Source organism: Enterobacter sp. RHBSTW-00593 (genome assembly GCF_013784105.1).
Classification (GTDB): Bacteria; Pseudomonadota; Gammaproteobacteria; order Enterobacterales; family Enterobacteriaceae; genus Enterobacter; species Enterobacter ludwigii.
Window position 1 is genome coordinate 2,057,801 of sequence record NZ_CP056393.1, and the last position, 14,667, is coordinate 2,072,467.

The following is a 14,667-nucleotide window of genomic DNA, read 5'->3' on the forward strand; positions in this document are numbered from 1 at the left end:
ACAATGGGAAAGGCGATTCTATCCCATTAACATCCAGGTTGCCGGTACGGCAGCAACCAGTAACAGCCCGATTAAGGCCATCTCACGGCGTCTAAGCGCGTTCTCTAACTGATGCGTGCGGCGGGCGTAGATAAACACCAGCAGGCCCGGTGCATACAACACCACCGACAGCAGCAGATGCATAGGCCCGGAAGCATACAACAACCACAGGCCGTAAATACAGGCTCCGACACCCACCACATAGTGCGCCGGACGTGTGGCGATTTTTAACAGATATGCACCCACTAAGAAATAGGGTACCAGAATCATCTCCGAGGCGATGGTCAGCAGAGTGTTATAGTCTGAACCTGTGAGCCAGATCAGCACCAGACAGACCTGAACGCTGATGTTGGTCAGCCAGAGTGAGGCCGACGGCGCGCTGTTTTTGTTTTGACGAGCAAACAGGCGTGGAAATGCTTTGTGCGTTGCGGCCAGAAACGGCACTTCTGCCGCCATGATGGTCCAGCTCAGGTACGCGCCGCACACGGAGATAATCAACCCCGCGGCAATCACCACGTCACCCCACGGTCCGAACATTTTCACCATCAGGCCCGCCATCGACGGGTTACGCATTTCGGCCAGTTCAGGACGCGCGACCACACCCAGCGACAGCAGCGTCACCATCAGATACACGCCCAGCGCCGCCAGTACCGCCAGCAGCGTGGCGCGACCCACATCGCGCTTATTCCGCGCCCGGGCAGAGACCACGACGGCCCCTTCAACACCGATGAAGACCCACAGGGTGATCAGCATGGTGTTTTTGACCTGCTCCCAGACCGGTACGCCCAGCGCGACACCGCTGAAATCGAGACTGAACACATCGAGACGGAACGCCATAAAGGCCAGCACGATAAACAGGCCGAGCGGAACCAGTTTGGCCAGGGTTGCCACCAGGTTAATGCTGGCCGCCGTCTGTACGCCACGTAGAATCAGCCAGTGAACAACCCACAGCAGTACCGAGGCGCCCACAATGGACTGCCAGGTATTGCCGTCGCCAAAGAACCGCAGTTCAGGGGTATCGGTAAAGAAACTGAGCGCCGAAAAGACGATCACCAGGTAGGAGACGTTTGCGATGACCGCACATAGCCAGTAGCCCCATGCGGAACAGAAGCCAATCAGTTCGCCGAAACCTTCACGGGCGTAAGTGAAAATCCCCCCATCCAGATCCGGGCGGATGCGGGTCAGCAGCAGCATTGCGAACGCCAGCAGCAAAATCCCGGCCCCCGTGATGCCCCACCCTATAAGCAGTGCGGCAGGGCTGGCGACCGCCGCCATATTCTGCGGTAAGCTGAACACGCCCGCACCCAGCATTGAGCTCAAAACGAGTGCAGTCAAAGCACTCAGGCCTAGTTTCTTTTCCATTGGCTTCCTGTTATGAAAGGTCCAAATCCAGAATAATTATTTCGCACAGGCGCATAAAAATGGTGGATCACACTAAGGCGCGGGATTTTACGGAGTGTCACGAAAGCATGCAATGACGTGGGGCCGAATTTCAAAAAAAAGTAACAAAAAAGGCGGCATTGCGCCGCCTCGGGTCAACCGTTCTGTTACTTGTACAGGTCGGCGCTGATGGTCACGTTGTTACCACGTTCCTGCCACTGGCGGGTGATGTGGTAATACTTCGCCCCTTTCTTCGCCGCACGTTTCGCGACCTGATAAGAGACTTCCGTCATGTTGCCGTAGTTGCCGGTAAATTTAATGCTGTCGAACGGCACCATCTGCGCTGCAGTGGCTTTGTTCAGCTCTTCAATTTTGGTTCCGTCTGGCAGGGTAACGGAGTAACGGCCACCTTTGGTGGATTGCGTTTCGAAGAAACGGCCCACTTCAGCGCTTGGTGCGGCAGAGGTGGCTACGCCTGGAATTTCCACTTTCTTCGCTTCTTCGCCGCCTTTCGCTATCGCCGCACGACCCGCTTCGGAATCAGCAGGGATGGCGTCCGGGCTTTGCAGAACGCGTTTTTTCGCATCTTCTTTATAGATGAACGCGGTAATGCGCTGGTTGCCACCCTGGTTAGCATCGACCTGACGCACGATAAAGAAAGAGTACGCGCCTTTTTCTTTTGCGGCTTTGGTGATGGCATCATTCACTTCAGGCTGGCTGCGATAGAAGCCCTGCACGGTGACGGTGTCATAAGGTTCCAGCTCAATCGCCTGATCTTTCGGTAATTCAACGACGCCGTTAATCACGCGGTTTTTCGGTGCGTCAGCTTTCGGCGCATTGTCTTTATACAGCGCAATGGTCACGCGCTGGTTACCGCTGTTGCCGGAGTCAGACTGATCAACAACGTAAAACGAGGCCGCACCGTTTTTATCGGCGGCTTTTGATGCGGCGGCGACGGCATCGCCAATAGAATTATAACGACCCACAATGACCGTATGGTCAAAAGGTTTTAACGCTGCCGCTTGCTCCGGCGTTAACTCTGTCGCGGCATTCGCAGACAGGGCGGTCGCGGAGAGAAGTGCGGACGCCAGGAGTGTGTTCTTAAGCTTCATAAAAATAATCCTTCGCCTTGCGCAAACCATGTACTGGTATTGTTGTTAATTTGAGACGGTCCCGATTATGGCATTTAAAACCCGTCGCTGTCTGCGCCATTTTTCACAGCCTGTGCTCACTGAATCATCTGATTTGATAACATTTAGTGATATGTTGAAAAAACAGGCGTCTGACAAGCAAAACTGATAAAGCTTATGACTTTTACAAGTTAATTTAATGTTAATAAGTTGTTCTCTAATGGCGCTATATCATGTTTTTACCGCTTCGCTTGCGCTATTTATCGGTCTCAGCGATGAATTTAAGGTAAATATCACTGTCAGCGACGCAGATCACTTATTTTTCACAGATAAAGTAAGAAATAGTGTTTTCTGGCGGTAGATCACGGGCGTTATTTTCAGTAGGTTATAGAAAGTTTGTTACTGTTTTATTTTCTGGGGTTAATCATATGTCGTCGCTGTCCTGCTGGCGAAAGTTGATACAAACCGCGGGCATTTATCGACAAACCATCATCAAAAACCGATGGAAGGGAAAACTATGCGTATTGGGGTACCAAAAGAACGGTTAGCCAATGAAACCCGCGTAGCGGCAACACCGAAAACGGTGGAGCAACTGCTTAAACTGGGTTTTACCGTCGCAGTTGAACGCGGCGCGGGCAAACTGGCGAGTTTCGATGACGAGGCCTTTATTCAGGCTGGCGCGGAAGTGGTGGACGGTGCTGAAGTCTGGCAGTCGCCCGTTATTCTCAAGGTTAATGCGCCGGAAGAGAGCGAGATTGAACTGCTTAATCCTGGCACGACGCTGGTGAGCTTCATCTGGCCTGCACAGAATCCTGAGTTGATGGAGAAGCTGGCAGCACGTGGCGTGACCGTGATGGCCATGGACTCCGTGCCGCGTATTTCGCGCGCGCAGTCGCTGGATGCCTTAAGTTCCATGGCGAATATCGCCGGTTACCGCGCGATTGTTGAGGCGGCGCATGAGTTTGGTCGCTTCTTTACCGGTCAGATCACCGCGGCAGGGAAAGTGCCTCCGGCGAAAGTGATGGTGATTGGCGCGGGCGTGGCGGGTCTTGCGGCTATCGGCGCGGCAAACAGCCTGGGCGCTATCGTACGCGCTTTTGACACCCGTCCTGAAGTAAAAGAACAAGTACAAAGTATGGGTGCCGAATTCCTTGAGCTGGACTTCAAGGAAGAAGCGGGTAGCGGTGACGGTTACGCGAAGGTCATGTCCGAAGCTTTTATCAAAGCGGAAATGGAACTCTTCGCCGCGCAGGCAAAAGATGTCGACATCATTGTCACTACCGCGCTTATCCCCGGTAAACCCGCGCCGAAGCTGATTACCCGTGAGATGGTTGACTCAATGAAGTCGGGCAGCGTGATCGTCGACCTGGCGTCGCAAAACGGTGGCAACTGTGAATACACCGTGCCAAATCAGGTGACCACCACTGCTAACGGCGTGAAGGTGATCGGGTATACCGATTTGCCGGGCCGTCTGCCAACGCAGTCTTCTCAGCTGTACGGTACCAACCTTGTTAACCTGCTGAAACTGCTCTGCAAAGAGAAAGACGGCAACATCACCGTTGATTTTGACGATGTTGTTGTGCGTGGCGTAACGGTGGTGCGTGAAGGCGAAATCACCTGGCCTGCGCCACCGATTCAGGTGTCCGCGCAGCCTCAGGCGGCACCGAAAGCGGCGCCTGAGCCTAAAGAGCCAGCTAAACCGGCTTCTCCGTGGCGCAAGTACGCGATCATGGCGCTGGTCATTATTCTGTTTGGCTGGCTGGCAGACGTCGCGCCGAAAGAATTCCTCGGCCACTTTACCGTCTTCGCGCTCTCGTGTGTGGTGGGGTACTACGTCGTGTGGAATGTCTCCCATGCGCTGCATACGCCACTGATGTCGGTCACTAACGCCATCTCCGGGATTATCGTGGTCGGGGCGCTGCTGCAGATTGGCCACGGCGGCTGGGTAAGCTTCCTGAGCTTTATCGCGGTGCTGATCGCCAGTATCAATATTTTCGGTGGGTTCACCGTGACTCAGCGCATGCTGAAAATGTTTCGTAAAGGCTAAGGGGTAGCATATGTCTGGAGGATTAGTCACAGCCGCATACATTGTTGCTGCAATCCTGTTTATTTTCAGTCTGGCGGGGCTTTCCAAACACGAAACGTCTCAGCAGGGAAATAACTTTGGTATCGCCGGGATGGCGATTGCGCTGATTGCCACCATCTTCGGGCCGGACACCGGCAACGTTGCATGGATCCTGGTGGCGATGATCATCGGTGGCGCGATTGGTATTCGCCTGGCGAAACGCGTTGAAATGACCGAGATGCCGGAGCTGGTGGCCATTCTGCACAGCTTCGTGGGGCTGGCGGCGGTGCTGGTGGGCTTCAACAGCTACCTGTACCACTCACCCGGTCTGGAACCGATTCTGGTCAACATCCATCTGACGGAAGTGTTCCTCGGCATCTTCATTGGTGCGGTGACCTTCACCGGCTCAATTGTCGCGTTCGGCAAACTGCGCGGTAAGATCTCTTCTAAACCGCTGATGCTGCCAAACCGTCACAAGCTGAACCTGGCGGCGCTGGTCGTGTCCTTTGTGCTGCTGGTGGTCTTCGTGCGCACTGAAAGCGTGGGCCTGCAGGTGCTGGCGTTACTGGTGATGACCCTGATTGCCCTGGCCTTTGGCTGGCACCTGGTGGCCTCCATTGGTGGTGCCGATATGCCAGTGGTTGTCTCCATGCTGAACTCCTACTCCGGTTGGGCCGCGGCAGCAGCTGGCTTCATGCTGAGCAACGATCTGTTGATCGTCACCGGTGCGCTGGTCGGTTCTTCTGGTGCGATCCTGTCTTACATCATGTGTAAGGCGATGAACCGTTCGTTTATCAGCGTTATCGCGGGTGGCTTTGGTTCTGACGGCTCCTCAACCGGTTCTGACGAAGAAGTGGGTGAGCACCGTGAGATCACCGCGGAAGATACCGCAGAGATGCTGAAAAACTCACACTCGGTCATCATTACCCCAGGCTACGGCATGGCGGTGGCACAGGCTCAGTATCCGGTTGCGGAGATCACCGAGAAGCTGCGTGCGCGTGGTATCAAGGTTCGCTTTGGCATTCACCCGGTAGCGGGGCGTTTGCCAGGCCACATGAACGTGCTGCTGGCGGAAGCGAAAGTGCCTTACGACATCGTGCTGGAGATGGATGAGATCAACGATGATTTCACCGATACCGACACCGTCCTGGTTATTGGTGCCAACGACACCGTTAACCCGGCGGCGCAGGACGATCCGCGTAGCCCAATCGCCGGTATGCCGGTTCTGGAAGTGTGGAAGGCGCAGAACGTGATTGTCTTCAAACGTTCCATGAACACCGGTTATGCAGGGGTTCAGAACCCGCTGTTCTTCAAAGAGAACACGCACATGCTGTTTGGCGATGCAAAAGCCAGTGTCGATGCGATTCTGAAATCGCTGTAAATCAGCGACAAAAAAACCGCCGGAAACGGCGGTTTTTTTATGTCTGAACTTAGTCGTCTTCCGGGTCGTCCAGTTCAACCGGTGTCTGATACTCATCCGGCTTGATGACCAGCAGGTCACAGCGCAGATGGTCGATCACCTGTTCGGCGGTATTGCCCAGGAATGCGGCAGAAATACCGGTCCGGCCAATGGTACCCAGTACCACAATCCCCGCCTGCAGATGTTCTGCTAAATCCGGGATCACCTCTTCAGGCAACCCTTTTTCCACATGTGTCATTTTCTCATCGATGCTGAATTTCTGGCGTAACGCCTTCATGGCCAGCAGGTGCTGCCCCCGGATCGCATCGTTATACACGCTCGGGTCAAATTCAGGCAGCTCGATAGCAATATTAATCGGTGTTACCGGGTAAGCGCCCACCAGATGGACTTCAGTGTGGTTAACCTGCTCGGCAAGTTGGATCGTCTCCTTGACCAGCTTTTCATTGAGCGAATTGTGGTAATCCTCCTCGCTCGCCAGGTTGACCGCCACGACGGCCTTGCCGCCTTCTGGCCACGGCTGGTCTTTTACCATCCACACCGGGCAAGGGCATTTACGCAGCAGGTGCCAGTCGGTAGGGGTAAAGATCACGGATTCCAGCTTGTCATGCTGGTGCGCCATTTTCAGCAACAGGTCGTGCCCACCGGCGACCACTTCCTGGATAATGGCTTCGAAAGGTCGGTTATGCCAGACCACTTTAATATCGATAGGAACACCCGCTTCCAGGTAATATTTGGCCTGTTCACGGATCCACGCGGTACGCTGGCTGATCACTCCCTGACGCATTGCGGTGCGTTCGTCAGGCGACAGAAGGGTGGTCATCTCATATGAGAAGTCATAGATCGGCAAAAACGCTTTGATTTTGCCACCAATCCGTTGATGTAGATACACAGCACGTCGTAATGCCGGCTGATCGTCCTGGTTAGGATCGATAGCCACCAGCATGTTTTGATACTTTGCCATACAGGTCTCCTTACTACTGTCACCACAGTCTGTAATTAAAAGAGTAACCTATATATCTTGAATGAAACAGGGGGGAAGTTTTTGTCAGATCAATAAATCATGAAAATCTGTCACAGAAAAAGAACCGTTGTTGTTACCGCGATAAAGGCAATCAACAGCAGTACCATCACCGCAATCGCAAACGTCGTTGAATCCTGTACGTAGGTTTTTTCTTCACCCTTCATTGGCCCGACAAGCATGATCCAGATGAATATGAAGGTCACTGAGGCGATAACGACTGAAACGAAAAATAAACTTTCTCTCAATTCATAACCTCAACAAGAACCTTTCAGGGACTGAGTGGGGCGGTGCCAGGGAAACGTGGTGAAACGGAAGTGGTGACGTACCAGACCAATAAATCATAAAAATTTATCGGCCTGGCATCAATCATGCGGGGGCGTTATGCCACGTTGCGGGAGTGACCGGCAAGAACGGCCAGAGCTTCACCGTTTTCGATGGTAATGTATTTACCCTTAACGGCCAGCATTCCGCTTTTCTGGAAACGACCCAGCAGGCGGCTGATGGTTTCCACGGTCAGGCCCAGGTAGTTACCGATATCGCCACGCGTCATGGTCAGACGGAATTCACGCGGGGAGAAACCGCGCTCCGCGAAGCGGCGTGAGAGGTTATAGATAAACGCGGCCAGGCGTTCTTCTGCATTCTTTTTGGAAAGTAGCAGAATCATGTCCTGATCGCCTTTGATCTCACCGCTCATCAGACGCATCATCTGCTGACGCAGATTGGGCATTTTGCCTGAGAGATCGTCCAGCGTTTCAAACGGGATTTCGCAAACCATTGAGGTTTCCAGCGCCTGAGCAAAGCTCGGGTGATGGCCAGTACCGATGGCATCAAAGCCAACCAGGTCACCCGCCAGATGGAAGCCGGTGATCTGCTCATCACCCTGTTCCGTGATGGTGTAGCTTTTGATGGTGCCAGAACGGATAGCATAGAGCGATTTCAGTTCGTCTCCCGCTTTAAACAGCGTCTGCCCTTTCTGAATAGGCTTTTTGCGCTCGATGATATTATCAAGCTGATCGAGTTCATGCTCATTCAGGGTAAACGGGATACAGAGCTGGCTGATGCTGCAATCCTGGCAATGGATAGCACAACCGCCAGACTGAATGCGTCGTATAATTCGCTTTTCCGGGATCATAGGTTTGCTCAAGCCTTAATTGATATTGGTCAATTTTAACATCTTTTTGGTAAGTACGTAAGCCTGCCAAACCATCAATAAGGACAAGAGACGGCAACCTGTTGCCATCTTCTTGAAATTCCACAGCTTGATTATGGATTTTTAGCCTAACCGGAAGAAAATTAAGCACTAAAAGCCTGGAAACTAGAGCAGGAGATACCCCTCGTGACGCAGTAACCACTCCTTGCGCTGCACGCCACCGGCATAGCCGGTCAGGGTGCCGTTGCGGCCAATCACGCGGTGGCAGGGGACCACAATACTGACGGGGTTAGCGCCATTTGCCGCGCCGACCGCGCGGGCCGCGCCGGCACGGCCGAGTTGCCCGGCGAGCTGGCCGTAATGCATGACCTGTCCGCACGGAATACTGCGCAGCGCCTGCCAGACTTCGCGCTGGAAAGGTGTGCCTGCCGTGGCGGTCGGCAGGGTGTCAATGATGCTGAGATCGCCCTCGAAGTACGCCGTCAGTTTGTCGCTCAGGCCGCCGGGGTTGGTGGCGCTGATACGTTCATAACCCTGCGCGCGATAGTGCACGTTGAGCAACGTGTCCATCCTGTCGCTGTGTTCTTCCCACTCAACGGCGCGCAGACAAAACTGCTCGTCTGCAATCACCCACAGTGGACCAAGCGGCGTGGCAATTTTATCTTCGAGTAATCTCAGCATCGTTAATCCTTTAGTGCAGCCTTGGGTAAATCCCCGGCCCAATCGGCAGACCGACAAGATACCATGCCACCAGCATCACCAGCCATACCCCTAAAAAGATAAGCGGATAGGGTAAAACCAGCGAATAGTAGGTACCCAGTTTTGCCTCTGGTTTATAGCGCTGCAGGAAGCCCAAAAACAGCGGAACAAACGGTGAGACCGGTGCCAGGGGGATGACGGAGGAGTCTGCGATACGGAACAGGATCTGGGCAAACGCCGGGTGGAACCCCAGCATCATAAACATCGGCACAAAGATGGGGGCCAGAATCGACCAGATTGCCGAGCCGCTGGCGATAAACATGCACAGCAGTGACGACAGCAGCGCAAGGCCGACAAATGCCGGGACGCCGCTTAACCCCGCCGCTTCCAGCGCATCGGTCAGCCCCACGGCCATAAATTTGCCCATGTTGCTCCAGTTAAACATCGCCACGAACTGCGCCAGCGGGAACACCATCACAATAAAGCCCGCCATCTCTTTCATGGGTTCGATCATCAGCTGCGGCAGATCGCCCTGACGGCGAATTTTGCCGGTGGCGATCCCATAGGCGAGCGAAACGACAAAGAAAAACAGAATAATCAGCGGCACAATGCCCTGAATAAACGGCGAGGGGAGAACGGTATGTTTAACCGGATCGCGCAGGATGCCGTTTTCCGGTACCACCATCAGCGCGACCGCGGCAATAAACGCCAGCGAGACCACGCCTGCCACGCGCAGGCCAACGCGTTGCTCTTTACTCAGCGTCTCCAGCTTCTCATCGCTTCGGCCTTCCCATTTCCCTAAACGCGGCTCAATGAGCTTATCGGTAATCAGTCCACCCACCAGGGTCAGCAGGACCACCGAGCTGGCCATAAAGTACCAGTTGTCGATGACGCTGACGTGCATCGCGGTGTCGATGGTTTTGGCCGCCTCCGTGCTGATGCCTGAGAGCAGGACATCGGTGGTCACGATCAGCAGGTTGGCGGTAAAGCCGCAGCCTACGCCCGCAATCGCCGACAGCAGACCCGCCACGGGATGGCGTCCGACGGCGAGGAAAATCAGAGCGCCCATGGGCGGCATGATCACCAGCGCGGCATCCGAGGAGATGTGGCTAAAGAAGGCGATAAACAGCACCATGTAGCTGGCGTAACGTGCGCTGACGTGGGAGGCCATTTTCACCATCAGCGCCGGTAACAGTCCGACACGCTCGGCAAGCCCGGCGCCCAGTACCAGCGCCAGAATGGCCCCCAGCGGGGCGAAGCCGCTGAAGTTTTTAACCACATTCGGTAAGAACCAGTGCAACCCTTCGACACTTAACAGGTTCTTGACCGCCACCATACTGCCATCGGCCGGACTGCGCACGCTGACATCAAAGGCGGACAGCACCGCTGTCGCCACCATCAAAACCACGATCAACCAGATAAAAAGCAGGAAAGGGTGCGGCACTTTATTGCCGATCCTTTCAACCCAGCCATAGAGCTTACCGGATGGGGAATGCGAAGGTATGGAAGACATACTCATGGGCGTTCCTCGGGACTGTTGTTGTGTTGTGTTGTTGTGTTGTTGTGTTGTGTTTTATTATTTTAAAGGTGACGGTGTCACGCCTGCCGGAATCGGACACACGTACGGCTTTTCGGTGATTTGTTGTTCGAACTCTTCCCGGCATTGTTGCAGCAGCGTTGCATCCTGGAGCAGATTTAGCGCGGTTGCGCCCATCACTTTTCCGGCCAGCAGCATGCCTTTATGAGCAATGGAGGTTCGCCCCTGAGCCACGAGTTGCCAGGTATGCAAAGGCGTTCCGATGGTAAAGCAGGGGCTGAAACACTGTGCCACCGGCATTTTCCAGCTGACATCGCCCACATCGGTTGACCCGGCCAGTACGTTATCGGTAATGGCGTAAGGTGCGACCTCATCTGTCAGTAACATCTCCTGCTGACGGCGCGCAAAAGCGTTACCGGCTTCTCCCCCCGTCGCGGCAATGTTCTTCAGGCTGTTTTGCAGGTCATTTGGCGTTAGCGTGGCACGAATATCCTGCGCAAACTGGCGCTCCTCTTCCGTCCACTCCGGTGTGCCGTAATGTTGCAGGGCGCGATACATCGCCGCTTCGAGCGTGCGATTGGGCAGGTAGCTGGAGCAGGCTTTATCAAAGCGACACGCAACGGTGGTTTCGGTCATCATTGCCGCGCCCTGAGCGATTTTCTCGATACGTTCGTAGATCTGCTGCGCATCGGCCATTTCCGGCGCGCGGATCAGGTACAGCACTTCAGCCTGCGCCTGCACCACGTTGGGTGAGATTCCACCGGTATCGGTGATAGCGTAATGAACGCGCGCTTTCTCAATGATGTGTTCGTTGAGGAAATTGGTGCCGGTGGTCATCAGCGTTACGGCATCCAGCGCGCTACGCCCCAGATGTGGCGAGTTAGCAGCATGCGCCGCCACGCCGTGAAACCGCCAGGCGGCCTGAATATTGGCCAGCGTGCTGACGTTAAACATGCCGGCAAATGCTTCAGGGTGCCAGGTGACGGCGGCATCAACGTCATCAAACAAACCTTCGCGCACCATAAAGGTTTTCCCTGAACCGCCTTCTTCACCAGGACAGCCGTAGAAACGCACGGTGCCGCTCCCCCCGTGCTGCTCCAGCCAGCTTTTCACCGCAATGGCACCCGCCAGCGCTGCCGTTCCCAGCAAATTGTGGCCACAGCCGTGGCCGTTGGCACCCGGCGTGGCGGACTGTGCCGTCGCGCAATGTGCCTGCTGGCTCAATCCGGCCAGAGCATCATATTCCCCCAGCAGGGCGATAACGGGTTTACCGCTGCCGAAGCTGGCGATAAAGGCATTCGGAATCCCGCCGGCTTCACGGGTCAGGGTGAAACCTTCCGCTTCCAGCGCGCCGGCAATCCGTTCCGCGGACCAGAACTCTTCAAAACGCGTTTCAGGGTGATCCCAGATGTCGTCGGCAATGCCGGTTAACAGCTGACATCGCGTGTCGATGGCATCGGCAATAAAAGCGTAGTTCTCCTGCATTACACACCTCGCGTCCACGGGAAATTAAGCGCAGTGCGCGCCAGCGTTTCGATAGCGAGGTTCATGACCTGCTCATCAAAATCAAATTTTTCATTGTGATGACCTGCGCTTAACTCGGTACCGAACACCATATACGACGCCATTCCGCCGTTCTGCTGCACGCGGGCCATCATCAGCGTCGCGTCTTCGGAACCTGCGGGGGCGTTGACTCTGTCAATGGCCTGCACCACGCCGGTAACCTGGCTTGCCTGCTGGCGCAGATAATCTACCCAGGCCGGTGTAGGGGCACTGGCGGTGGCGGCGCCCATCAGACGCATCTCGACGCTCACGCCGTAGAGTGCCGCCGCACCGGTAATCACGGCCTGCGCGCGTTCAAAGACGTACTGGTTAATGGCTTCGCTTACGCCGCGGGTTTCAACCTTGAGCAGGGCGTTAGCCGGCACGACGTTGCGTCCGCTGCCGGCCTGCATCACGCCGACATTCACCCGCGATGCACCTTCGCTGTGTGGGGCAATGCTGTGAAGCGCGATAGCGGCCTGAGCTGCGGCGAGCAGGGCATTCCGGCCGTCCTCCGGTTTACCGCCGGCGTGTGCGGCAACCCCGGTAAAATGCACATCGAACTTGGTGGTGGCCATAAAATTATCGCTGCCGCAGATCACCACACCGGCGGGCACACCGGTGCCAATGTGAATCGCGGTGAAGTAGTCCACATCGTCGAGCGCCCCGGCGGCCACCATGGCGCGAGCGCCTCGGGTGCCTTCCTCGGCAGGCTGGAAGATCAGTTTGATGGTGCCATTGAGTTGCGATTCATTCTGCTTAAGCACGTGCGCCAGCCCCAGACCAATGGTGGTGTGGCCATCGTGGCCGCAGGCGTGCATCATCCCCGGGTTGCAGGAGGCAAATCCGTCGCGGAACGGGCGATGGCTGTCATCGAGTGCTTCGCTTAAATCCAGCGCGTCCATATCCACGCGAAACGCCAGCGTCGGTCCTGGGCGGCCGGTATTCAGGGTCGCCACAATGCCGGTAAATCCCCCTTCAAACGGGGCCAGCCATTTCTCTGGTGCGCCTTGCGCCCGGGCGCGGGCAAACTCTCGCGCCAGCGTGGCGTCATCGGGTAATCCCATACGGCTTTCGGCGTCTACCACGTCGCGGCCCATCGCCAGCGAATAACCCAGCTGGTCTAAGATTTCCGCGACTTTCGCCGCCGTGCGAAATTCGAGCCATCCGGACTCCGCGAAATGGTGAAAATCGCGACGCCATGCGCTCAGTTGTGGGGCTAATGTCTGGATGTACTGCGCCAGTGATTCCATATCTGTTCCTGTCATCATTAAAATATGTGAACTGCTTCACGCTGTGATAGTTTTTACTTATCACTAACCGCTTTTTCACAGTTTTAACCGTTCAGGAATTACCCTCGCACATCCATTTCCATTAAAGTAGATGACAGTTTCTTTACTCTGATAAACAACGGTTATCGGTCGGGCTATGTCATTTCAGATTAAATTTCATCAAATCCGGGCGTTTGTTGAAGTCGCGCGTCAGGGCAGTATCCGCGGTGCCAGCAGGACGCTTAATCTTTCGCAACCGGCGCTGACCAAATCGATCAAAGAGCTGGAAGAGGGGATGGCGGCGCAGCTTTTTGTGCGCAGGAGTAAAGGCGTCGCATTGACCGAGTGTGGGGAAGGGTTTTACTCGCGCGCCAGGCTGATTCTGGAAGAGTTACGCGCGGCGCAGGATGATATCCGCCAGCGCCAGGGGGAACTGGCCGGGCAGATTAACATTGGAATGGGAGCCAGTATTTCGCGAAGCCTTATGCCCGCGGTGATCACCCGCTTTCATGCACAACATCCGCAGGTAAAAGTCCGGATTATGGAAGGGCAACTGGTGTCGATGATCAATGAATTACGCCAGGGCGAGCTGGATTTCACCATCAACACCTATTATCAGGGGCCGTACGATCATGAGTTTACGTTTGAAAAATTGTTTGAAAAGCCTTTCGCCGTATTTTGTCGGGAAGGGCATCCGGCGACGGGCGCGACATCCATTACCGAATTGCTGAATTATAACTGGACAATGCCGACGCCACGCGGGAGTTATTATAAGCAATTAGAAGATGTTTTTACTCATCGCTCGCAAATACCGCGCATTGACGTTGTTTGCGAAACGTTTTCTTCCTGCATTAGTCTTGTTGCACAAAGTGATTTTTTAAGTATCCTGCCAAAGGAACTGGGCTGTGACCCGCTGCTGGCGCACCGCCTGGTTATGCTGCCCGTTGTCGAATCGCTACCTAAAGCGGCCTATTATTTAATTCAGCGCCGTGATTCTCGTCAGACACCCCTGACCGAATCGTTAATTACGCAATTCAGAAGAGAGGCGCGGAAAATAGTATCGGAGTGAAGTGGGGAGTAAAATAAAAAAACAGAGCCTGTCCGACATCAGACAGACCCTACAACACACAGCAGTGCTTCCCTTCGCAGATCCTGAATGTTATATCCGTGAAGCAGGTTTATTTAATTATAACAGCCCACCCTCAAAAAGATATGTTTTAGCATCATTGATTCCACATTTTTTTAACCTAAACTTTCTGTTTTATGTGTGCTGAAATTTAAGTTAAGTCGCGTTTAACTTTTGCGAAGAAATAATTTTTATATTCATTAGGTTAATATTTATGTCCTTATCCTGGGGGGCGGTTATTGAGGCTCATGCCTGGCGCAGGTATAGTACAGGCTCAGATGTAGCGG

12 protein-coding genes are annotated in these 14,667 nt (G+C 54.6%); 3 read left to right on the forward strand and 9 right to left on the reverse strand.

Going from position 1 to position 14,667, the window contains the following annotated elements; translation table 11 throughout:
• Window positions 1-18: 18 nt before the first annotated feature.
• A complete protein-coding gene (locus tag HV242_RS09750) occupies window positions 19-1,401 on the reverse strand; it encodes an amino acid permease (RefSeq protein WP_020884310.1) in 1,383 nt (460 codons plus the stop codon).
• A gap of 185 nt (window positions 1,402-1,586) precedes the next feature.
• The gene (gene ydgH / locus HV242_RS09755; RefSeq protein ID WP_020884309.1) at window positions 1,587-2,531 is read right to left on the reverse strand and encodes a DUF1471 family protein YdgH; all 945 of its coding nucleotides are present in this window, start codon (window positions 2,529-2,531) and stop codon (window positions 1,587-1,589) included.
• Between the two features lie 535 nt (window positions 2,532-3,066).
• Between ydgH and pntA the strand changes: the two genes are divergently transcribed.
• On the forward strand, window positions 3,067-4,596 hold the full coding sequence (pntA, locus tag HV242_RS09760) for a Re/Si-specific NAD(P)(+) transhydrogenase subunit alpha (RefSeq protein WP_020884308.1): 1,530 nt from the start codon (window positions 3,067-3,069) through the stop codon (window positions 4,594-4,596).
• A gap of 10 nt (window positions 4,597-4,606) precedes the next feature.
• Window positions 4,607-5,995, forward strand: a complete 1,389-nt coding sequence (pntB, locus tag HV242_RS09765; protein WP_050736698.1) for a Re/Si-specific NAD(P)(+) transhydrogenase subunit beta — start codon at window positions 4,607-4,609, stop codon at window positions 5,993-5,995.
• Between the two features lie 49 nt (window positions 5,996-6,044).
• On the opposite strand, the gene uspE is transcribed toward pntB, so the two are convergent.
• The 7 genes from uspE to HV242_RS09800 all read right to left on the reverse strand — a co-directional run bounded on the left by uspE (window position 6,045) and on the right by HV242_RS09800 (window position 13,236).
• Window positions 6,045-6,995: a universal stress protein UspE gene (gene uspE, locus HV242_RS09770; RefSeq protein ID WP_014169827.1), complete on the reverse strand. Its 951-nt coding sequence runs from the start codon at window positions 6,993-6,995 to the stop codon at window positions 6,045-6,047.
• A gap of 110 nt (window positions 6,996-7,105) precedes the next feature.
• A complete protein-coding gene (locus HV242_RS09775; RefSeq protein ID WP_223398027.1) occupies window positions 7,106-7,258 on the reverse strand; it encodes a hypothetical protein in 153 nt (50 codons plus the stop codon).
• Window positions 7,259-7,434: 176 nt separating this feature from the next.
• A complete protein-coding gene (gene fnr, locus HV242_RS09780) occupies window positions 7,435-8,187 on the reverse strand; it encodes a fumarate/nitrate reduction transcriptional regulator Fnr (RefSeq protein WP_014070017.1) in 753 nt (250 codons plus the stop codon).
• Window positions 8,188-8,370: 183 nt separating this feature from the next.
• Window positions 8,371-8,886, reverse strand: a complete 516-nt coding sequence (gene ogt / locus HV242_RS09785) for a methylated-DNA--[protein]-cysteine S-methyltransferase (RefSeq protein ID WP_020884306.1) — start codon at window positions 8,884-8,886, stop codon at window positions 8,371-8,373.
• A 10-nt stretch (window positions 8,887-8,896) separates the two neighbouring features.
• Window positions 8,897-10,423, reverse strand: coding sequence for a p-aminobenzoyl-glutamate transporter (abgT, locus tag HV242_RS09790; RefSeq protein ID WP_020884305.1), 1,527 nt, complete (start codon window positions 10,421-10,423; stop codon window positions 8,897-8,899).
• A gap of 57 nt (window positions 10,424-10,480) precedes the next feature.
• The gene (locus HV242_RS09795; RefSeq protein WP_041162568.1) at window positions 10,481-11,926 is read right to left on the reverse strand and encodes a M20 family metallopeptidase; all 1,446 of its coding nucleotides are present in this window, start codon (window positions 11,924-11,926) and stop codon (window positions 10,481-10,483) included.
• On the reverse strand, window positions 11,926-13,236 hold the full coding sequence (locus HV242_RS09800; RefSeq protein ID WP_020884303.1) for a M20 family metallo-hydrolase: 1,311 nt from the start codon (window positions 13,234-13,236) through the stop codon (window positions 11,926-11,928). The genes HV242_RS09795 and HV242_RS09800 overlap by 1 nt, the downstream gene beginning before the upstream one ends.
• 175 nt (window positions 13,237-13,411) lie before the next feature.
• Between HV242_RS09800 and HV242_RS09805 the strand changes: the two genes are divergently transcribed.
• The gene (locus tag HV242_RS09805; protein WP_014169834.1) at window positions 13,412-14,323 is read left to right on the forward strand and encodes a LysR family transcriptional regulator; all 912 of its coding nucleotides are present in this window, start codon (window positions 13,412-13,414) and stop codon (window positions 14,321-14,323) included.
• The last annotated feature ends 344 nt before the right edge of the window (window positions 14,324-14,667 follow it).